At 57.5% G+C, this 18931-nt stretch carries 20 protein-coding genes and 5 tRNA genes; 21 read left to right on the forward strand and 4 right to left on the reverse strand.

Going from position 1 to position 18931, the window contains the following annotated elements; genetic code table 11:
* Positions 1-111 precede the first annotated feature (111 nt).
* The 10 genes from csrA (at position 112) to luxS (ending at position 5831) form a co-directional block, all read left to right on the forward strand.
* Positions 112-297 carry a carbon storage regulator CsrA gene (gene csrA / locus ASF13_RS23165; protein WP_072166264.1) on the forward strand — a complete coding sequence of 62 codons (186 nt, stop codon included), beginning with the start codon at positions 112-114 and terminating at the stop codon, positions 295-297.
* Positions 298-1486: 1189 nt separating this feature from the next.
* Positions 1487-1579, forward strand: a tRNA-Ser gene (locus ASF13_RS02595).
* Positions 1580-1583: 4 nt separating this feature from the next.
* Positions 1584-1660, forward strand: a tRNA-Arg gene (locus tag ASF13_RS02600).
* A 114-nt stretch (positions 1661-1774) separates the two neighbouring features.
* Positions 1775-1851, forward strand: a tRNA-Arg gene (locus tag ASF13_RS02605).
* 128 nt (positions 1852-1979) lie between these two features.
* Positions 1980-2056 (forward strand) — tRNA-Arg (locus tag ASF13_RS02610).
* 217 nt (positions 2057-2273) lie between these two features.
* Positions 2274-2350, forward strand: a tRNA-Arg gene (locus ASF13_RS02615).
* A gap of 190 nt (positions 2351-2540) precedes the next feature.
* Positions 2541-3107 (forward strand): fructose-1-phosphate/6-phosphogluconate phosphatase, encoded by a 567-nt coding sequence (yqaB, locus tag ASF13_RS02620; protein WP_056232215.1) that lies wholly within the window; start codon positions 2541-2543, stop codon positions 3105-3107.
* Complete coding sequence (locus ASF13_RS02625) at positions 3104-3529, forward strand: YqaA family protein (protein ID WP_056232218.1); 426 nt, start codon at positions 3104-3106, stop codon at positions 3527-3529. Before yqaB ends, ASF13_RS02625 begins: the two co-directional genes overlap by 4 nt.
* Before the next feature lie 72 nt (positions 3530-3601).
* A complete protein-coding gene (gene gshA, locus ASF13_RS02630; RefSeq protein ID WP_056232220.1) occupies positions 3602-5161 on the forward strand; it encodes a glutamate--cysteine ligase in 1560 nt (519 codons plus the stop codon).
* A 154-nt stretch (positions 5162-5315) separates the two neighbouring features.
* Complete coding sequence (luxS, locus tag ASF13_RS02635) at positions 5316-5831, forward strand: S-ribosylhomocysteine lyase (protein ID WP_056232225.1); 516 nt, start codon at positions 5316-5318, stop codon at positions 5829-5831.
* Between the two features lie 97 nt (positions 5832-5928).
* Here luxS and ASF13_RS02640 read toward each other — a convergent pair whose 3' ends face one another.
* Both ASF13_RS02640 and ASF13_RS02645 read right to left on the reverse strand, forming a co-directional pair.
* Positions 5929-7215, reverse strand: a complete 1287-nt coding sequence (locus ASF13_RS02640; RefSeq protein ID WP_056232227.1) for an HlyC/CorC family transporter — start codon at positions 7213-7215, stop codon at positions 5929-5931.
* A 21-nt stretch (positions 7216-7236) separates the two neighbouring features.
* Positions 7237-8028 carry an inner membrane protein YpjD gene (locus ASF13_RS02645; protein ID WP_056232230.1) on the reverse strand — a complete coding sequence of 264 codons (792 nt, stop codon included), beginning with the start codon at positions 8026-8028 and terminating at the stop codon, positions 7237-7239.
* 229 nt (positions 8029-8257) lie between these two features.
* Here ASF13_RS02645 and ffh point away from each other — a divergent pair, with 229 nt between their 5' ends.
* From ffh to ASF13_RS02690, 9 genes are all read left to right on the forward strand, one after another.
* Positions 8258-9619, forward strand: a complete 1362-nt coding sequence (ffh, locus tag ASF13_RS02650) for a signal recognition particle protein (RefSeq protein WP_056232233.1) — start codon at positions 8258-8260, stop codon at positions 9617-9619.
* A gap of 135 nt (positions 9620-9754) precedes the next feature.
* Positions 9755-10003, forward strand: coding sequence for a 30S ribosomal protein S16 (gene rpsP, locus ASF13_RS02655; RefSeq protein ID WP_004155935.1), 249 nt, complete (start codon positions 9755-9757; stop codon positions 10001-10003).
* 18 nt (positions 10004-10021) lie between these two features.
* Positions 10022-10570 (forward strand): ribosome maturation factor RimM, encoded by a 549-nt coding sequence (rimM, locus tag ASF13_RS02660; protein WP_056232236.1) that lies wholly within the window; start codon positions 10022-10024, stop codon positions 10568-10570.
* A gap of 35 nt (positions 10571-10605) precedes the next feature.
* Positions 10606-11391 (forward strand): tRNA (guanosine(37)-N1)-methyltransferase TrmD, encoded by a 786-nt coding sequence (gene trmD / locus ASF13_RS02665; RefSeq protein ID WP_056232237.1) that lies wholly within the window; start codon positions 10606-10608, stop codon positions 11389-11391.
* Positions 11392-11423: 32 nt separating this feature from the next.
* Entirely contained in the window at positions 11424-11774 is a 351-nt protein-coding gene (rplS, locus tag ASF13_RS02670; protein WP_056232239.1) for a 50S ribosomal protein L19, read from the forward strand.
* 171 nt (positions 11775-11945) lie between these two features.
* Positions 11946-12878: a DMT family transporter gene (locus ASF13_RS02675; RefSeq protein ID WP_056232240.1), complete on the forward strand. Its 933-nt coding sequence runs from the start codon at positions 11946-11948 to the stop codon at positions 12876-12878.
* A gap of 222 nt (positions 12879-13100) precedes the next feature.
* Positions 13101-13640 carry a YfiR family protein gene (locus tag ASF13_RS02680; RefSeq protein WP_072166266.1) on the forward strand — a complete coding sequence of 180 codons (540 nt, stop codon included), beginning with the start codon at positions 13101-13103 and terminating at the stop codon, positions 13638-13640.
* The gene (dgcN, locus tag ASF13_RS02685; protein WP_056232243.1) at positions 13633-14853 is read left to right on the forward strand and encodes a diguanylate cyclase DgcN; all 1221 of its coding nucleotides are present in this window, start codon (positions 13633-13635) and stop codon (positions 14851-14853) included. Before ASF13_RS02680 ends, dgcN begins: the two co-directional genes overlap by 8 nt.
* A gap of 18 nt (positions 14854-14871) precedes the next feature.
* The gene (locus ASF13_RS02690; protein WP_056232245.1) at positions 14872-15357 is read left to right on the forward strand and encodes an OmpA family protein; all 486 of its coding nucleotides are present in this window, start codon (positions 14872-14874) and stop codon (positions 15355-15357) included.
* Positions 15358-15499: 142 nt separating this feature from the next.
* Here ASF13_RS02690 and ASF13_RS02695 read toward each other — a convergent pair whose 3' ends face one another.
* On the reverse strand, positions 15500-16192 hold the full coding sequence (locus tag ASF13_RS02695) for a CTP synthase (protein ID WP_056232248.1): 693 nt from the start codon (positions 16190-16192) through the stop codon (positions 15500-15502).
* A gap of 106 nt (positions 16193-16298) precedes the next feature.
* Between ASF13_RS02695 and ASF13_RS02700 the strand changes: the two genes are divergently transcribed.
* Positions 16299-17075, forward strand: coding sequence for a GNAT family N-acetyltransferase (locus ASF13_RS02700; protein WP_056232253.1), 777 nt, complete (start codon positions 16299-16301; stop codon positions 17073-17075).
* Here the strand turns inward: ASF13_RS02700 and ASF13_RS02705 are convergent.
* Complete coding sequence (locus ASF13_RS02705; protein WP_056232256.1) at positions 16992-17507, reverse strand: GNAT family N-acetyltransferase; 516 nt, start codon at positions 17505-17507, stop codon at positions 16992-16994. The genes ASF13_RS02700 and ASF13_RS02705 overlap by 84 nt on opposite strands.
* 339 nt (positions 17508-17846) lie before the next feature.
* Here ASF13_RS02705 and ASF13_RS02710 point away from each other — a divergent pair, with 339 nt between their 5' ends.
* On the forward strand, positions 17847-18926 hold the full coding sequence (locus ASF13_RS02710; RefSeq protein WP_056232257.1) for a 3-deoxy-7-phosphoheptulonate synthase: 1080 nt from the start codon (positions 17847-17849) through the stop codon (positions 18924-18926).
* The last annotated feature ends 5 nt before the right edge of the window (positions 18927-18931 follow it).

Below are 18931 nucleotides of genomic sequence, written 5' to 3' on the forward strand. Positions count from 1 at the left end.
GCAAGCAGGTGCACAAATGGTGTATTTGTCATAGTCTACATTTCGCGTTATATGATGGATAATGCCGGGGTACAGTTGACCCGACTCTTTTAATCTTTCAAGGAGCAAAGAATGCTTATTCTAACTCGTCGAGTTGGTGAGACCCTCATGATCGGTGATGAGGTGACTGTAACTGTGCTGGGTGTTAAAGGTAACCAGGTTCGTATCGGTGTGAACGCCCCTAAAGAAGTTTCGGTGCATCGCGAAGAAATTTATCAACGTATTCAGGCCGAAAAAACTCAGCCATCGAGTTACTAACGGATCCTGCGCCTCGCTCCCGGCAGCGAGGCGCAACCGCTTTTCCTGCTTTCTCCGCTTTACTCAGAAACTTCTCCCCTGGCTCCAAAGTTCCAAATCCGCTGTTTCTTTTTGCTCGGATCTCGCTTTTTCTGACTCAGAGAGCCTCTGGCATGGCTGTCGCTGCTAAAGGCGTTGCTGGAGGGCTGGCTATCAATGCCTGAGGTATCGCTGAGGTCAGGCTATCGCTGGCAAAGGTATCGCTGAGGTCAGGTTATCGCTGCCAAAGGTATCGCTGGAGGGCAGGGGGCAGGGTCGGCCGTTGGCGGGCAGATCGCCGGGTCGCCGTAAACACCTCCCTGTGGGCTCGGACGGCGCGTCCCTGCGCCGTACGCCCGGCTAACCTGTCCCCCCAACGGCCTCCCTATAAGCTACTGAGTTGCTGTGCATAAAACATAAAACAGTTCGATGCTAAATTTGGTTACTGATTACTGATTACTGGTTACTGGTTACTGGTTACTGGTTACTGAGTGCAGAGTGCATAGTGACCGGATGGCACGATGTCGTTTTAAGGCAGCAACACGGCTCTTGAGGGCAATCGGAGGGGATCCGGGTTAGCGGACCGTCGGGCACACGGACGTGCCCGGCCGAGCGCAGGGATGGTGGAGCGGGTCCGCGTTCCGGAACCCCTCCGATAAGCCGGGTACAGATTCTGCAGCGAACCTGTTCAGGGCTCTGTAGCCTCGTGCAAAGGACAGCGCTTCTTGCCCTGAGGCTGGATGGTGTAGGAGGGCCGCGTTCCGGAGCCCCTCCGATAAGCCGGATGCAGATTCTGCAGCGAACCATCTTTATCTGCCGCCATTAGCCGGTGTTAACACTGGATTGCCTGTTTTTTCCGCGATTCAGCAGCGGTGACTGATAATTACCGTACATTGGGGGTCTGTATTCGGCTCTTTTTAATCGGAAAGGGGCCGCAAACCGGATTTTCTTTATCAGGGTTTTGCGGCGGATAACGCACTGTTGCTGTTGATAAATCACCCTTTTTGTTCTCTAAGTCGCCATTTTGCGTGGCTTTTGTGCAAACAAACGCATTTGACTAAAAAAGCCTGAGAAATTGTTTGACTTACAACGCCCAGAAAGTAATATGTGCGCCACGCAGTGCCGATGAGCAGAAACAACGTTCTGAAGCACAACTCGAAAGAGTGCTAGTGGTGAGGTGGCCGAGAGGCTGAAGGCGCTCCCCTGCTAAGGGAGTATGCGGTCAAAAGCTGCATCCGGGGTTCGAATCCCCGCCTCACCGCCATTTTGCATCCATAGCTCAGCTGGATAGAGTACTCGGCTACGAACCGAGCGGTCGGAGGTTCGAATCCTCCTGGATGCACCATCTTCTTTCAGTGTGGCATTAGCGGCACTGAGTTTGGGGTAGTACCGATACAGCGTTAGCAGCCCTGTATCACGGTGAGTAGTCAGCACCCTGTGTAATACAAGAATTAGCGATGCATCCATAGCTCAGCTGGATAGAGTACTCGGCTACGAACCGAGCGGTCGGAGGTTCGAATCCTCCTGGATGCACCATCTTTCGAAGTTCTGGTAGCAACCTCTACGGTTTAACCTTTCTCCGCAAGTGGCAGTGATTTTCTTCAGTATCTCCTCAGGTTTGTCGCATTATCTCCCTTATAGCTTTACCAAATAGCTTTACCGACGCATCCATAGCTCAGCTGGATAGAGTACTCGGCTACGAACCGAGCGGTCGGAGGTTCGAATCCTCCTGGATGCACCATATTTTAGAAGTTTGGCAGCAACCTTGTTCTGGCAGAAAGCAGTAGTGTCAAAGCCAGCACAAAGGAGGATAACGTTGCTTCAGCAACGGCCCGCAGGGCGAGGCGAAGCCGAGTCATCCTCCTGGATGCACCATATTTTAGAAGTTTGGCAGCTTTTACAGGCTTAAATGCCAGTCATTCTAATCTGCTCGCAGTACCCCCTCAGCAGTACCCAATGCATCCATAGCTCAGCTGGATAGAGTACTCGGCTACGAACCGAGCGGTCGGAGGTTCGAATCCTCCTGGATGCACCATACTGTCTCTGTCTCTGTTATCTTCCTGCTTCACTATTCTTCATCATCGCTTTGTTCATGCATTTTCCTCATTTTCTTCCGTCAGGCTAAATCCCTATACTATTCATGGCATTTGCGGATCCATGCTGACAGCGACATTTTCAGTGCTTTACGCTAAAGTGTGGTTTCCTCAATCAGGATGGGTAAGAGAATGTACGATGCTTACGATGGCTTGATCTTCGATATGGATGGCACCATCCTGGATACCGAGCCCACACACCGTAAAGCCTGGCATCAGGTGCTGGCACACTACGATATGACCTTTGATGACCAGTTGGTGATTGGCCTGAACGGCTCCCCCACCTGGCATATCGCTAAGGTGCTGATTGACAGTCACCAGCGCGATCTCGATCCTTATCGGCTGGCCGATGAGAAAAACGCGCTGCTGAAAACTATGCTGTACGACAGCGTGCAGCCGCTGCCGTTAATCGAGGTGGTAAAAGCCTATAAAGGGCGTCGCCCGATGGCGGTGGGCACCGGCAGCGAGCACGCCATGGCGGTCGCGCTGTTGCAGCACCTCGGCCTGCTTGACCATTTTGATGCGATTGTTGGTGCAGATGATGTTAAACGTCATAAGCCACAACCTGATACATTTCTGCGTTGCGCCGAATTGATCGGCGTGCCGCCGTCGCGCTGCGTGGTGTTTGAAGATGCTGATTTCGGCCTGCAGGCCGCGCGGGCGGCAGGCATGGACGTGGTTGACGTTCGTCTGCTGTGAGTGACTGGCTCTACGCGTCAATGTTCGTCAGCAGTTTTCTTAGCGCCACGCTGCTGCCCGGCGGTTCCGAGGCGGTGCTGGTTGGGCTGCTGCTGGCGGGTAAAGCCTCAGCCGTTGGTCTGGTCGTCACCGCCGCACTGGGCAATACCCTTGGCGGCTTAACCAACGTGGTTATTGGCCGTCTGCTGCCGTTAAAGCAGCAGGGGCGCTGGCATGCCACCGCGCTGGTCTGGCTACGGCGGTTGGGGCCTGCGGCGCTGCTTTTAAGCTGGTTGCCGCTGGTCGGCGACCTGCTGTGCGTGCTGGCCGGCTGGCTGCGGTTCGCCTGGCTGCCGGTGGTGATTTTCCTCGCCGTCGGCAAAACGCTGCGTTACGTCTTGCTGGCAACGGCAACATTACAGGGCATGGAGTGGTGGCACTGATTCGCCGTCAGGCGAGGCCACGATGAATATGATGCTTAACAATAATAAATTTTCTCCGAGCGGGAGGTCGATTTGATCCCGGATGTATCACAGGCGCTAACCTGGCTTCAGGCCCATCCTGATGCACTTAAAGGCATTGGTCGCGGTATTGAGCGCGAGACCCTGCGCGTCAGGCCCGATGGCCACCTTGCCACCACCGGCCACCCGACTTCTCTCGGCTCGGCGCTGACCCACAAGTGGATCACCACCGACTTCGCCGAAGCGTTGTTAGAATTTATCACCCCGGTCGATCGCGATATCGATCGCCTGCTGGCCTTCCTGCGCGACGTTCATCGCCATACCCTGCGCGAACTGGGCGACGAGCGGTTGTGGCCGATGAGCATGCCGTGCCTGATTGAGCCGGGGCAGGATATCGAACTGGCGCAGTACGGCAGCTCCAATATCGGTCAGATGAAGACGCTGTACCGTCAGGGGTTAAAAAACCGCTACGGTGCGCTGATGCAGGTGATTTCAGGCGTACATTACAACTTCTCGCTCCCGCTGTCGTTCTGGCAGGCGTGGGCGGGTGTTGAGGATGCGGAGAGCGGCAAAGACGCTATCTCCGACGGTTACCTGCGGCTGATCCGCAACTACTACCGTTTCGGTTGGGTGATCCCCTATCTGTTCGGCGCATCGCCGGCGATTTGCTCCTCGTTCCTGCAGGGCAAAGAGAGTTCACTGCCGTTCGAGCGCAGTGAAAGCGGCATGCTGTCGCTGCCGTATGCCACTTCGCTGCGCTTAAGCGATCTGGGCTATACCAATAAGGCGCAGAGCGGGCTGAATATCACCTTCAACAACCTGCCTGACTACATCACCGCCCTTAAGGCGGCGATCAAAACCCCGTCGGCAGAGTTTGCTTCGATGGGCGTGAAGGATGAGCAGGGCAACTGGCTGCAGCTGAACGCCAACGTGCTGCAGATTGAGAACGAGCTGTATGCGCCGATCCGCGCCAAGCGCGTGACCCGTTCCGGCGAAGCTCCGTCCGATGCGCTGCTGCGCGGCGGCATCGAATACATTGAAGTTCGCTCGCTGGATATCAACCCGTTCTCACCGATCGGCGTTGACGCGAATCAGGCGCGCTTCCTCGATCTGTTCCTGATCTGGTGTGCGCTGGCAGAGGCCCCGGAGATGAACAGCGATGAGCTGGCCTGCACGCGCCACAACTGGAATCGGGTGATTCTGGAAGGGCGCAAACCGGGCCAGACCATTGGCATGGGCTGTGAAGCGGCCCAGCAGCCGCTGGCCGACGTCGGTAAAGCGCTGTTCCGCGATCTGCACAGGGTAGCGGTGACGCTCGACAGTCAGAACGGTGAGCATCACTATCAGGAAGTGTGCGATCGCCTGGCGGCCTCTTTTGACGATCCGGAACTGACCTACTCCGCGCGCTTTATGCAGTCGCTGAAGGATAACGGCATCGCCGGCACCGGCATGGCGCTGGCCGAGCAGTATCGTCAGCAGCTGCTGCAGGAGCCGCTGGAAATTCTGAGCGAAGAGCAGTTTAGCGACGAAGCGCGGCGTTCGGTAGTGAAGCAGCGGGAGATCGAAGAGAGTGATACGCTGAGCCTGGAAGAGTTTCTGAAGGATAAAGGCTAGCGCCAAAAGAAAAAGGCCACATCACTGTGGCCAAATTAACATCTCTGTTGTCAGGGATGATGATAACAAATGCGCGTCTTTCATATATTCAGACGCGCGGTAACAGAAAAAGTTTCACTGTTTCTAAAATAAATTCATTCGTTGAGGTAACAACATGCCATTGCTGGATAGCTTTACCGTAGATCACACCATCATGGCCGCTCCTGCTGTCCGTGTCGCGAAGACCATGAACACCCCTGCCGGCGATACCATCACCGTGTTTGACCTGCGTTTCTGCCGGCCGAACAAGGAGATCCTCTCAGAGCGCGGTATCCACACTCTGGAGCATCTGTTTGCCGGCTTTATGCGCGATCACCTGAACGGCGACGGCGTGGAGATCATCGACATCTCGCCGATGGGCTGCCGTACCGGTTTCTATATGAGCCTGATCGGCGTTCCGGCGGAAGATCGCGTGGCGAAAGCCTGGAAAGCGGCGATGCAGGACGTGCTGAAAGTGGCCAGCCAGGATCAGATCCCTGAGCTGAACGAATACCAGTGCGGCAGCTACCAGCTGCACTCGCTGGACGAAGCCAAGGCCATTGCGCAGAACGTTATCGACAACCCGATCGGCGTTAACCGTAATGAAGATCTGGCGCTGCCGGCTGAAAAGCTGAAAACGCTGCAGATCTAGCGTCAGTGATGTGAATCTGTTAGCAGCAGGAAGGCGGCCACTGGCCGCCTTCTTTTTTACGTCTGAACGCCCGGCAGAACAGCGAGCGGGGCAGGGGTTATGAACCGATCGACTCCTTCAGCGGCTTCTGTGGCGTGATCCGCACCTGCTTAATCATATTGTCCTGCACGTCGAGAATATTAATCGCGTAGTGGTCGATCTGCAACTGGGTGTTGGGCTGTGGAATGTCCTGCAGCGCCTCCTGCACCATACCGTTGATGGTGCGGGCGTCCTCGGCGGGCAGCGTCCAGTTGAACACCTTATTCAGCTCGCGCACGTTGGCGCTGCCTTCGATCAGCACCGAGCCGTCATTCTGCGGCATCACTTCCTCGGCCAGCGTCGGTGACATTGAGGTGGTGAAATCACCGACGATCTCTTCGAGAATGTCTTCGATAGTGACCAGCCCCTTGATATCGCCATACTCGTCGATCACCAGGCCGACCTTCTCCTTATTGCGCTGGAATTTCACCAGCTGCACGTTGAGCGGAGTGTTTTCCGGCACAAAGTAGATCTCATCAGCGGCGCGCAGCATCACCTCTTTGGTGAACTCTTTTTTCTCGTTCATCAGGCGCCAGGCCTCACGTACGCGCAGCATGCTGATGGCGTCATCCAGCGATTCGCGGTACAGCACGATACGCCCGTGCGGTGAGTGGGTCAGCTGACGGACGATGGATTTCCAGTCGTCGTTGATGTTGATGCCAACAATTTCATTACGCGGCACCATAATCTGCTCAACGTCGACCTTCTCCAGGTCGAGCACTGACAGCAGCATGTCCTGATTGCGCCGTGACATCAGCGAGCGTGACTCATAAACGATGGTGCGCAGCTCCTCTTTGCTCAGCGCCGAGCTGGCGGAGCCGTCGGTTTTAATCCCCACCATGCGCATCAGCATGCGGGTAATGGTATTCAGCAGCCACACCAGCGGCAGCATCACCACCTGCAGCGGCCCGAGCAGCACGCTGCTGGGGAAAGCGACCTTTTCCGGGTAGAGCGCGGCGATAGTCTTCGGCAGCACTTCGGCAAACACCAGCACCAGGAAGGTCAGAATACCGGTAGCAATCGCTACCCCGGCGTCGCCGTACAGGCGCATACCTACGATGGTGCCAATCGCAGAAGCAAGGATATTGACGAGGTTATTGCCGATCAGTACCAGGCTGATCAGCCGGTCAGGGCGGCGCAGCAGCTTCTCAACGCGCCGCGCCGCGCGGTCGCCGTTTTTAGCCTGATGACGCAGCTTGTAGCGGTTAAGCGTCATCATGCCGGTTTCAGAACCGGAGAAGTATGCGGAAACCAGGATCATGATAACCAGCGTCACGATCAGGGTGGTCGTTGAGATATGTTCCAAGGGAAATCCTTGCAGGCCAGGTCAGTGAAGTAAAACGTGCTGCAGCATCCGGCTGCCGAAATAGGCCATGGTCAACAGGAAGGCACCACCACAGTTGAACCACACCACGCGGCGACCGCGCCAGCCTTCATGATAGTGGCCCCACAACAGTACGATGTACAGGAACCAGGCGAGAATCGACAGTACTGCTTTATCGATATTTTCACGCGCAAACAGGTCCTGCAGGAAGAACAACCCGGTACAAAGCACCAGGGTCAGCAGCACCACGCCAATCTGGGTGATGTGGAACATCTTGCGCTCGATGGTCATCAGCGGCGGGATGTCGCTGGTGAACGCCAGCCGTTTGGTCTTCAGCAGCCAGTCAATCCACGCCAGCTGCAGCGCATACAGAGCGGCAATGATCAGCGTAGCGTAGGCAAACAGCGCCAGCCCGATATGGATCATCATGCCCGGGGTGGCCTCCAGGTGGGTGATAAAGGCGTTGGGCACAAAGGAGGCAAACGCCAGGTTAATCAGCGCAAAGGTATAGACCACCGGCAGCAGGATCCAGCCGCGGTTGCGCGACGCCACAATAGTCATGATCGCGCAGATCAGCAGGCTGACCAGCGAGCCGATGTTCAGCAGGCTGAGGTTTTGCCCGCCGTCCAGCGCAAAGATACGCTGCTGCAGCGCCACGGCATGACAGACCAGCGCCACCGTGGCGGAGAGAACGGCCAGACGACGCCAGGTGCCGTTGTTACGCAGCAGGCTGGGGATAATCAGGGCAAGGCTGGATGAGTAGGCAAACAGCGCCAGAATCGCAAAAACGGACATAAATGTTGTCAGTACCGGCTATGACTGAGAAAAAAAACAGTATAGCGCCAGCGGCAGCTTGCTCCAAACGATCTGATGGTAAATGGTTACGATCTCCGGCACGTTACGCAAAGCGGGCAGGGATGGGCAGCGAGGTAAGCAATTGCGGGACACAGCCCTGGGGGATCATGCTATAATCCGCGCAATTTGTGTCGCCCCGGCGGCCTCTCATTACGTTGAGCGAGAGACGATGTTTGATAATTTAACCGATCGATTGTCGCAGACCCTGCGCAATATCAGCGGCCGCGGCAGGCTGACTGAAGACAATATTAAAGACACGCTGCGTGAAGTGCGCATGGCGCTGCTGGAGGCGGATGTTGCGCTACCGGTGGTACGTGAGTTTATCAATCGCGTGAAAGAGCGTGCCGTAGGCCATGACGTCAATAAAAGCCTCACCCCGGGCCAGGAGTTCGTTAAGATCGTTAAAAACGAACTGGTCGCGGCAATGGGGGAAGAGAACAATACGCTGAACCTCGCCGCGCAGCCGCCGGCGGTGGTGCTGATGGCGGGCCTGCAGGGTGCCGGTAAAACGACCAGCGTCGGTAAGCTCGGTAAGTTCCTGCGCGAAAAGCACAAGAAAAAGGTGCTGGTGGTTTCCGCCGACGTCTATCGCCCGGCGGCAATCCGCCAGCTGGAAACGCTGGCCGAACAGGTTGGCGTGGATTTCTGCCCGTCCGACCTCAGCCAGAAGCCGGTCGACATCGTTAAAAACGCCCTGCAACAGGCGAAGCTGAAGTTCTATGACGTGCTGCTGGTGGATACCGCCGGTCGTCTGCACGTCGACGAAGCGATGATGGATGAGATCAAACAGGTTCACGCCGCGATTAATCCGGTGGAAACGCTGTTTGTGGTCGATGCGATGACCGGCCAGGATGCCGCGAATACCGCGAAGGCGTTTAACGAAGCGCTGCCGCTCACCGGTGTGGTTCTGACCAAAGTCGATGGTGACGCCCGCGGCGGTGCGGCGCTCTCCATTCGCCACATTACCGGCAAGCCGATCAAATTTATGGGCGTCGGTGAAAAGACCGAGGCCCTTGAGCCGTTCTATCCCGAGCGTATTGCTTCGCGTATCCTCGGCATGGGCGACATGCTGTCGCTGATCGAAGATATCGAAAGCAAGGTTGACCGCGCGCAGGCTGAGAAACTGGCCAGCAAGCTGAAAAAAGGCAACGGCTTCGACCTCAACGACTTCCTCGACCAGCTGAAGCAGATGCGTAACATGGGCGGCATGGCCAGCCTGATGGGCAAACTGCCGGGCATGGGTCAGCTGCCGGACAACGTTAAGTCGCAGATGGACGACAAAGTGCTGGTGCGTATGGAAGCGATGATCAACTCGATGACGCGCAAAGAGCGCGAAAAACCGGAGATCATCAAAGGTTCCCGCAAACGTCGTATCGCCACCGGTTCCGGTATGCAGGTGCAGGACGTTAACCGCCTGCTTAAGCAGTTTGACGATATGCAGCGCATGATGAAAAAGATGAAAAATGGCGGTATGGCGAAGATGATGCGCGGCATGAAAGGTATGATGCCGCCAGGCTTCCCGGGCCGTTAAGCCAGCCTGGAGGCGGATAAGCGATTTAGGTTGCTTTTTGCGCCAAAAAGAGTAAAATTTTCGGGCTTTTTATATTGCATCCGGGCCCCGTTCCCTCAATGGGGCCCGGCTGTTTTATTAACTAAAGAGGATGTTATGGTAACAATTCGTTTGGCACGTCACGGCGCTAAAAAGCGTCCGTTCTATCAGGTAGTCGTCACCGACAGCCGCAATGCACGTAACGGCCGCTTCATCGAGCGCGTAGGCTTCTTCAACCCGATCGCTTCTGGTCAGGCTGAGCCACTGCGTCTGGATCTGGACCGTATTGAGCACTGGGTTGGCCAGGGCGCAACCCTGTCTGATCGCGTTAACGCGCTGATCAAACAAGCTAAGAAAGCAGCTTAATCTGTCACGGTGGTCAACATGAGCAAGCAACTCACCTCGCAGCCTCCCGCTAACCCGCTTGTGCTGGGTAAGATGGGCTCGGCCTACGGTATCCGTGGTTGGCTCAAAGTGTTTTCCTCCACCGAAGACGCCGAAAGCATTTTTGACTATCAGCCGTGGTTTATCCAGCGGGCGGGTCAATGGCAGCGTGTCGAGCTGGAAGGCTGGAAACGCCACAATCAGGACATGATCATCAAAGTCAAAGGCATTGACGATCGTGACGCCGCGGGTCTGCTGACTAATTGCGAAATTGTCGTGGATTCAGAGCAGCTGCCACAGCTGGATAACGGCGACTACTACTGGAAAGACCTGATGGGCTGCCAGGTAGTCACCACTGAAGGCTATGAGCTGGGCAAAATCATCGATTTGATGGAAACCGGTTCTAACGACGTTCTCGTCGTGAAGGCAAACCTGAAAGATGCATTCGGTGCACAGGAACGGCTGATCCCGTTCCTTGATGAACAGGTTATCAAGAATGTCGATCTCACTACCCGTATCATTACGGTAGATTGGGATCCTGGTTTTTGAGCTCCGAACTGAGCGGTAATACTCCGGCGCAAAGCATGTGGATTGGCATAATCAGCCTGTTTCCCGAAATGTTTCGCGCAATTACCGATTACGGAGTCACCGGCCGGGCAGTAAAAAATGGCCTGCTCAGCATCCAGAGCTGGAGTCCTCGTGACTTCGCTCATGATCGGCACCGTACCGTGGACGAACGTCCTTACGGCGGCGGACCGGGGATGCTAATGATGGTTCAACCCTTACGGGATGCCATCCACGCAGCAAAAGCGGCGGCAGGAGAAGGTGCTAAGGTGATTTATCTGTCACCTCAGGGGCGCAAACTCGATCAAGGTGGAGTGAGCGAACTGGCGACTAACCCGAAGTTAATTCTGGTGTGCGGTCGTTATGAAGGGATTGATGAGCGCGTGATCATAACCGAAATCGATGAAGAGTGGTCGATCGGTGATTACGTTCTCAGCGGTGGCGAGCTGCCAGCGATGACGCTGATTGACTCGGTCTCCCGGTTAATTCCGGGCGTACTGGGTAAACAGGCGTCGGCCGAAGAGGATTCGTTCTCAGACGGCTTGCTGGACTGCCCACACTACACCCGCCCTGAAGTGTTGGAAGGGATGGAAGTACCGCCAGTTCTGCTGTCGGGCAACCATGCTGATATTCGCCGCTGGCGCCTGAAACAGTCGCTGGGCCGTACCTGGCTTAGAAGACCTGAACTTCTGGAAAACCTGGCTCTGACTGAAGAGCAAGCAAAGTTGCTGAACGCGTTCCAACGGGAACACGTCAGTCAACAAAACGATGATACGACTGGCCAGGCACCGAGCCTGCCGTCCTAACTATCAGTTTACCCAGGATAAGAGATTTAATTATGAGCAACATTATCAAGCAAATCGAGCAAGAGCAGCTGAAGCAGGACGTACCTTCATTCCGTCCGGGTGATTCCGTGGAAGTGAAAGTATGGGTTGTGGAAGGTGCTAAGAAGCGTCTGCAGGCATTCGAGGGCGTGGTTATCGCTATTCGTAACCGCGGTCTGCACTCTGCATTTACTGTTCGTAAGATTTCCAACGGCGAAGGTGTTGAGCGTGTCTTCCAGACTCACTCACCGGTAATCGACAGCATTACCGTTAAACGTCGTGGCGCTGTGCGTAAAGCCAAACTGTACTACCTGCGTGAGCGTACCGGTAAGTCTGCACGTATCAAAGAACGTCTGGGCGCTTAAGCGACATCTGATAGTTAATAATCAAGGGGCTGACCGAAAGGTTGGCCCCTTTTTTTTTGCGGCCGGACATGAAAACCGCAGAAAATGCCGTCAGCCGCTGATAATCGGATTAATAAAGCGGCCAAAGCGAGTATGGTTGTGAATATCATCACATTTCCCAGGAAATCCCCTATGCCTTACCAGGCCGGTCCCGCTACCGGCGTGTCGATGAAGATCGGCGCAGCCCTGACCTCCACGCTGATGATGGCCTGCGTTAAAGGCCTCGACGGCACCATCCCCGTCGGCGAAGTGATCTTCTTCCGTTCTTCTGTGGCGCTAATCCCGCTGTTTATCTGGCTGTGGTGCCAGGGGCGAATTATTGACGGCATCCGCACGCGCAATATTAAAGGGCACGTGGTGCGCGGCCTGGCCGGCACCGGCGGGCTCTACTTCAGCTACCTCGCCTTGCTCTATCTCTCGCTGACCGACGTGACCACAATTAACTACGCGGCACCGATGATTACGGTGATCATGGCGGCCATCTTCCTGCGCGAAAAGGTGAAGCTGCACCGCTGGGTGGCGGTGATTGCCGGCTTCTCCGGCATTCTGGTAATGCTTTCCGGACATCTGTTCTTTGGCCGCAGCGGGTCCCTGAGCAGCGTCAGCTGGCAGTCGGTGCTGGGCATGAGCCTGGCGTTGCTGGCGGCGGTGTGCATTGCGGCAGCCTCGATTCAGATCCGCTACCTTAACGGTAAAGAACAGCCCGGCGCGATCGCCTTCTGGTTTGCCATCACGACAACCATCACCTCACTGTTCACGCTGGGATTTGGCTGGACGGTGCCTGATCTTAACCAGCTGTTGCTGTTGCTGGGCTGCGGTCTGCTCGGCGGCGTTACGCAGATCCTGATGACCCTAAGCCTGCGTTATGCCGACGCCTCGCTGCTGGCACCTTTTGACTATACCACGCTGGTCTGGTCGGTATTTCTGGGCTACCTGTTCTGGGACACGCTGCCGGAATCGGTCACCATCGCGGGCGCCTGCCTGGTGGTGGCCGGTGGCGCATTTTCGATGGTTTTCGAACGGCGTCAGCGGCGGATTGTTTCCCCGGCCAGCATGAGCGGCTAACGTTTAACGGCACAATCCTGTACACCGGGCCGATCGACGATCGGCCTTTTTATTGCCTGGAAAATGGACGAATTACGAAAATTTTACCCATTTTCAGTCACTCAGCAGGTTTGCTAATCATGACGAATGGGTTTTTGAATGTTAGGATATTTCTTAATTAAAGTTAAGTGACAGAACCTGGCACGACAGCGCCACGCGGGTGGCCGGGGCTAAAGAGGCGTCATGGCGATAAAGTGGCGGGTGAGTTTACTGATTCTGCTGAGTGCGGCCAGCCTGCCGCTCAGAAGCGAAGTGCACCCTGCGGCAGCCGATCCGGTCTTAGCGGCTGGAGTGCGGCAAACCGTCGCCGGGATCATCAGCTACACCCGCTGGCCGCATCTGAAGGGGGTGCCGCGGCTGTGTGTGTTTCGCTCCGCTACCTATGCGGCGGCGCTGGACGGCATCGACGCCGGCCCCGACCTTTGGCAGGCGATCCCGGTGGCGGATGTCAATCAGGCACTCGCCGAACAGTGTGATGCACTCTATTTTGGCCAGGAGTCGCAGCGGCAGCAGCTGGAGGCGATCGGCGCCTATCTGCCGCGTCCGTTACTGACCATTGCCGAGCAGGCCGCGGACTGCTCGGCAGGCAGCGCTTTCTGCCTTAAGTTTACCGATGACCGGGTCGGTTTCTCGGTCAATCTCGACTCGCTAAGTCGAAGCGGCGTTCGGGTGCATCCCGATGTATTAATGCTGGCATCTGCAGGGAGCAACCGACATGGCTAAACGCAACATCCGCAGGCCCACCTTCAGAAGTACGCTGATTCGCATCAGCGCGATCAGCGTGGTCACGACGCTTATCATCGCCTGGCTGTTTATCTCTGCCACCTCGCTGCTTTCACTGCGCCAGTATGCGGAGAAGAATCTGCAGCTGCTGGCCAGCACCGTCAGCCACAGCGTGGAGGCGGCGGTGGTGTTTCGCGACGCTCATGCGGCGCGGGATACGCTGGCCCAGCTGGGCCGCCAGGGGCAGTTCGCGTCAGCGGTGGTCACCGACAGCGATGGCGAGGAGCTTGCGCGCTGGGCGTGGCCGGAGGAGCGGACGCAGCATATTGACCCGCTGGGGGAGATGGTCTCCCACTGGCTGTTCCCGCGGCCGGTTGAGCAGCCGATCGAGCATAACGGCCAGCGCATCGGCACGCTGACGCTGACCGGCGAAGACAGTACCGTCACCCGCTTTGTTTACCGCTCGCTGGCCGTATTAACCCTGTGCCTGCTGCTGGCCGCGCTGGTCGCGCTACTGATCACCCGTCGGCTGCATCGCGGGCTGGTTTCGGCCTTGCAGACCATTACCGGCGTGGTGCACGAGATCCGCGCCACCCGTCAGTTTTCCCGCCGGGTGCCGCCGTCGGCGATCAGTGAGCTGCACGCCTTTGGCGAAGACTTTAACAGCCTGCTGAATGAGATGGAGAAGTGGCAGCGGCGGGAGCAGCAGGAGAGAGACTCGCTGCTGCAGCGCGCCCTGCGCGATCCGTTAACCGGGCTGGCTAACCGTGCCGCCTTTACCAGCGCGCTGGATAGCGTGCTCAGCGACGCCGAACGTAAGCTGCGCACTGCCCTGTTGTTTATGGACGGTGACGGCTTTAAAAGCATCAACGACCGCTTTGGGCATGCCGCGGGGGACGAAGTGTTGCAGAGCATCGCTTCACGGCTCAGCGAGTGTGCCGGCAGCCGCCAGCTGGCCTGCCGCTTTGGCGGCGACGAGTTTGCGATGATCCTCGAAGGGTTGAACGATGAAGACGAGGTACAGGCGACGATCGCGGCGATCCATCTGCGGATGGAGGAACCGGTGGTGCTCAGCAGCGGCGTAGCGCTGGCGGTGCGGCTGAGCATCGGTTATGCCGTTGCCTGCCAGGCCGCCACGGCCGAGGCGCTGATGGAAGCGGCCGATCGCAGCATGTATAGCGAAAAGGAAAAACGCCGCCCGCGGGTGGCCTGATAACACAAGGAAAATGCAATGAACAAGCGAAACGGGTTTGCCGCGCTGGCGTTAGCGCTGCTGCTGGCCGGCTGCCAGTCAGCTCCTCAGGGAAAATTTACCGCGCAACAGGTTGCTGCGATGCGGGCACAGGGCTTTAACGAAGTGCCGGAGGGCTGGATGCTCGGCCTGTCCGAGAAGATCCTGTTTGGCAAAAACCAGGCCGAGCTGACCACACAAAGCGCCGCCATCGTGCAGCGCATGGCGGCGCAGCTCTCTGCCACCGGCCTGCGCCACGCACGCCTCGACGGGCACACCGATAACTACGGTGAGAAGGCTTTTAACGAAGCGCTGTCGCTCAAACGCGCCAACGTGGTGGCCGATGCCTGGGCCCGCGGTGCCGGGATCCCACGCAGCAATCTGACCACCCGCGGGTTGGGTGACAGCAGCCCGGTGCAGAGCAACAAAACGGCGCAGGGCCGGGCTGAAAACCGCCGCGTGGCGGTGGTGATCAGCACCCCCTGACGGACACCCGCTCAGGTCTGACGGCCTGAGTCATCGGGCAGCCGCCCGGCGCGGCGCATAAAACTTCGCGACAGCGCCGACCAGCCCTGCTGGCCCTCGCCATGCGCCAGGCTTTCGATCTGCGCATCACGCAGCGCGCTGGCTAGCGGCTGGCCGCCTGCAGTAACGCCACCACCAGCGGCGAGAGTTCATTACGCAGCGCCGCCCGCTCCGACTGGAACAGGGTGGCGACAAAAAAGCGCTGGCCCGGCAGCTCGATGCCGCGCACGTCGCCGGCGCGATCGTGGGCGTTGATACGCAGCGCGTGACCGGAGAGCTCTGCCACGAAGTCCGGGTTAACGCCGTAGTTACAGTGGTAGCCTTCGGTAATTACCTCCTGGCCATAGATCGCGGCCAGCTGTGTGCCCGGGGTAATGACGATCTCACCGGTTTTTTCCACCAGCGAACAGCTGAGCGGGGCAATCACCAGGCGGCCGCTGCTGTCCGTCTCCGCATGCCCGGCATCCTGCCAGCCGAGCACGTTGCGGGCGTACTCGACCACAGCATACTGAAAACCGCCGCAGGAGCCGAGGAACGGCACGTCGTTTTCACGTGCGTAGGTAATCGCCATAAAGGCTCCGTCATCGTGCTGGTATGGGCTGCCTGGCACCAGCCAGATAGCATCATATTCCTGCAATACGTCGGGGGCAGTAATGTCGGGGGTTGGCAGCCAGTGCGGGCTGACGTCGAGATTGAGCGAGCGGGCGGCCAGTTCTGTGGCCAGCGGGATGGCCTGATGCGCAACGGCATCGGCACGGTAGTCACCAACCAGAGCTAAACGAACGTGAAGCGTCATTTCAGTATCCTGTGCGGGTAAAAAAGGATGCTACTGTAAGGGCTGCTGGCTGGCAAGCGTGCCGGCGGCGCGTTGTGATGAATTTTTTCGCCAACAGGAGAGAGAAATGACGCAGCAGTTTAATCAGTACGGACAACCGGTTGGGGCACCTTTGCCAGACTGGCAGCCGGCGGCGTTACCCGCCCGTCAGCCGTTGCAGGGGCGCAGTTGCCGGCTGGAGCCGCTGGCCACCGGGCTGCACGGCGACGCGCTGTATGCCGCCTTTGCCACCGCAGAGGACGATCGTGACTGGACCTACCTGACCGAGGAGCGGCCGCAGACGCTGGCCGATTTTCATCTGTGGCTGGCCCGCCGGGCGGCGGATAAAACGTTCGTCACCTTTACCGTTATCTGCCAGCAGCGCAACCTGCCGGTGGGGCTGGTCAGCTATTTACGTATCGATGCGGCCAACGGTTCGCTGGAGATTGGCGGCGTGACCTGGTCGCCGCTGATGCAGCGCAGCGTTATCGGTACCGAAGCGCTGTGGCTGCTGCTGGATTACGCCTTCCGGCTGGGCTACCGCCGCTGCGAGTGGAAGTGTGATGCGCTAAATGCCCCTTCGCGTAACGCGGCGCTGCGGCTGGGGTTCACCTACGAGGGCACCTTCCGGCAGATGATGACGCGTAAGGGGCGCTCGCGCGATTCGCAGTGGTACGCGATTATCGACGGTGAGTGGCCCGAGATCGGCCAGGCCATTACCCGTTGGCTGGCCCCGGATAATTTCGATGATGAAGGCCGGCAGCGCCAGCCGCTGGCCGCATTACTGCGTGCGGCTCAGGCGGTAGACGGCGGTGCTGACCGGGCCGCTCTCCAGCACGATCAGTCCGAAATGAATCCCGGTTAACGCAGCCCCGACGCTGACCGCCACCGCCCGGCTGGCACGGTTCTCTTCGGCGGCGAGGATCTCAATCGCCGTCACCTCCGGGCGGCTGAACGCGCGTGCTGCCAGCTGGCGCACCGCCTGACGGGCCACGCCTTTACGCTGTTCACTGCTGGCTACCCAGTAGCCGATCGAGCAGGGTACCGCAGCATCCGGGTGAAAACGTAGCCCGGCCCCGCCCAGCAGGCGGCCATCTTCAGCAAACAGGCCCAGCTCGTCGGATTTTCCCTGACGTCGCTCCAGATGGGTGAGGCTAAACCACTGAAGCGCCTGCTCCTCGGTGAAATCCGCGTGAGCCCACAGCAGCCAGGGTTTCAGCGTATCCAGCGACTGGTTTACCGCGCGGGCGAACGCGGCGGCGTCACTCTCTTCATAGGGCCTGATCACAATATTCATGGTCGCCTCCTGGCAACGATCGGTTTTACAGCGTCTGTTTAACGATAAAAAAATTCTTTGGCGCAGGCAAGGACGGCAGGTTGCGGAAATGATTAAGTTTTTTTCGAAATTAGAGTCTGAAGTGTAATTTTAAGTTTACAGTGTTGTGGTTGGTTGTTTTCGGTTGATTATATTTAACTTTATGTTTTTTATTTATTTTTTGTTTGGTTGGTCATCTTCCTGTTTGTTGGTGGTAATAAATGTGTACGTTCGTTATTTGTGTTTTGTACGCCTTCTGGTACAGTTGCTCTCAACCTCACTTGAGGATCCCTTTTAACCGAATACTCCAGGATGACGATCATGCAAAAAGATGCGCTGAATAACGTTCATATCGCTGACGAACAGGTTCTGATTACGCCGGAAGAGCTGAAAAAGCAGTTCCCGCTGAACAGCGTGCTGGAGCAGCAGATTGCGGCTTCCCGCCAGACCATCTCTGACATTATCAGCGGCAAAGATCACCGCCTGCTGGTGGTGTGCGGGCCCTGCTCGATTCACGATACCGAAGCGGCGCTCGACTATGCCCGTCATCTGAAAACGCTGGCCGATGAGGTGGGCGACCAGCTCTACATTGTGATGCGCGTCTACTTTGAAAAACCGCGTACCACCGTCGGCTGGAAAGGGCTGATTAATGACCCGTACATGGACAACTCGTTCGATATGGAAGCCGGCCTGCACATTGCCCGCCAGCTGCTGCTGAACCTGGTGGAAATGGGCCTGCCGCTGGCCACCGAAGCGCTGGATCCTAACAGCCCGCAGTACCTTGGCGACCTGTTCAGCTGGTCGGCGATCGGTGCGCGTACCACCGAGTCGCAGACCCACCGTGAGATGGCCTCCGGCCTGTCGATGCCGGTTGGTTTCAAAAACGGCACCGACGGCAGCCTGGGGACCGCCATCAACGCCATGCGCGCCGCGGCGATGCCGCACCGTTTTGTCGGCATCAACCAGTCCGGCCAGGTGTGCCTGTTGCAGACCCAGGGCAACCCGGACGGCCATGTGATCCTGCGCGGCGGTAAAACGCCGAACTACGGCCCGAATGACGTGGCGCAGTGTGAAAAAGAGATGCAGCAGGCGGGACTCCGCCCATCCTTGATGATAGATTGCAGTCACGGTAATTCTAATAAGGACTTCCGTCGCCAGTCCGGCGTTGCTGAGTCTGCGGTGGCGCAGATCAAAGACGGCAACCGTTCAATTATGGGCCTGATGCTGGAGAGCCATCTGCACGAAGGTAACCAGTCTTCCGAGCAGCCGCGCAGCGCGATGCGCTACGGCGTTTCCGTCACTGATGCCTGCATCAACTGGGAAACCACCGAGAGCCTGCTGCGGGAGATCCATCAGGATCTGAACGGCGTACTGGCGGCGCGTCTGTCGCACGAGGGTTAATGAAG

Origin of the sequence: Erwinia sp. Leaf53, from assembly GCF_001422605.1 — a bacterium.
GTDB lineage: Bacteria > Pseudomonadota > Gammaproteobacteria > Enterobacterales > Enterobacteriaceae > Erwinia.

What these genes read in the sequence shown, in the direction of transcription:
- csrA (WP_072166264.1), top strand. Translation starts at nt 112, where the DNA reads ATGCTTATTCTAACTCGTCGAGTTGGTGAGACCCTCATGATCGGTGAT.
- yqaB (WP_056232215.1), top strand. Translation starts at nt 2,541, where the DNA reads ATGTACGATGCTTACGATGGCTTGATCTTCGATATGGATGGCACCATC.
- luxS (WP_056232225.1), top strand. Translation starts at nt 5,316, where the DNA reads ATGCCATTGCTGGATAGCTTTACCGTAGATCACACCATCATGGCCGCT.
- ASF13_RS02645 (WP_056232230.1), bottom strand. Translation starts at nt 8,028, where the DNA reads ATGTCCGTTTTTGCGATTCTGGCGCTGTTTGCCTACTCATCCAGCCTT.
- ffh (WP_056232233.1), top strand. Translation starts at nt 8,258, where the DNA reads ATGTTTGATAATTTAACCGATCGATTGTCGCAGACCCTGCGCAATATC.
- rpsP (WP_004155935.1), top strand. Translation starts at nt 9,755, where the DNA reads ATGGTAACAATTCGTTTGGCACGTCACGGCGCTAAAAAGCGTCCGTTC.
- rimM (WP_056232236.1), top strand. Translation starts at nt 10,022, where the DNA reads ATGAGCAAGCAACTCACCTCGCAGCCTCCCGCTAACCCGCTTGTGCTG.
- trmD (WP_056232237.1), top strand. Translation starts at nt 10,606, where the DNA reads ATGTGGATTGGCATAATCAGCCTGTTTCCCGAAATGTTTCGCGCAATT.
- rplS (WP_056232239.1), top strand. Translation starts at nt 11,424, where the DNA reads ATGAGCAACATTATCAAGCAAATCGAGCAAGAGCAGCTGAAGCAGGAC.
- ASF13_RS02675 (WP_056232240.1), top strand. Translation starts at nt 11,946, where the DNA reads ATGCCTTACCAGGCCGGTCCCGCTACCGGCGTGTCGATGAAGATCGGC.
- ASF13_RS02680 (WP_072166266.1), top strand. Translation starts at nt 13,101, where the DNA reads ATGGCGATAAAGTGGCGGGTGAGTTTACTGATTCTGCTGAGTGCGGCC.
- dgcN (WP_056232243.1), top strand. Translation starts at nt 13,633, where the DNA reads ATGGCTAAACGCAACATCCGCAGGCCCACCTTCAGAAGTACGCTGATT.
- ASF13_RS02690 (WP_056232245.1), top strand. Translation starts at nt 14,872, where the DNA reads ATGAACAAGCGAAACGGGTTTGCCGCGCTGGCGTTAGCGCTGCTGCTG.
- ASF13_RS02695 (WP_056232248.1), bottom strand. Translation starts at nt 16,192, where the DNA reads ATGACGCTTCACGTTCGTTTAGCTCTGGTTGGTGACTACCGTGCCGAT.
- ASF13_RS02700 (WP_056232253.1), top strand. Translation starts at nt 16,299, where the DNA reads ATGACGCAGCAGTTTAATCAGTACGGACAACCGGTTGGGGCACCTTTG.
- ASF13_RS02705 (WP_056232256.1), bottom strand. Translation starts at nt 17,507, where the DNA reads ATGAATATTGTGATCAGGCCCTATGAAGAGAGTGACGCCGCCGCGTTC.
- ASF13_RS02710 (WP_056232257.1), top strand. Translation starts at nt 17,847, where the DNA reads ATGCAAAAAGATGCGCTGAATAACGTTCATATCGCTGACGAACAGGTT.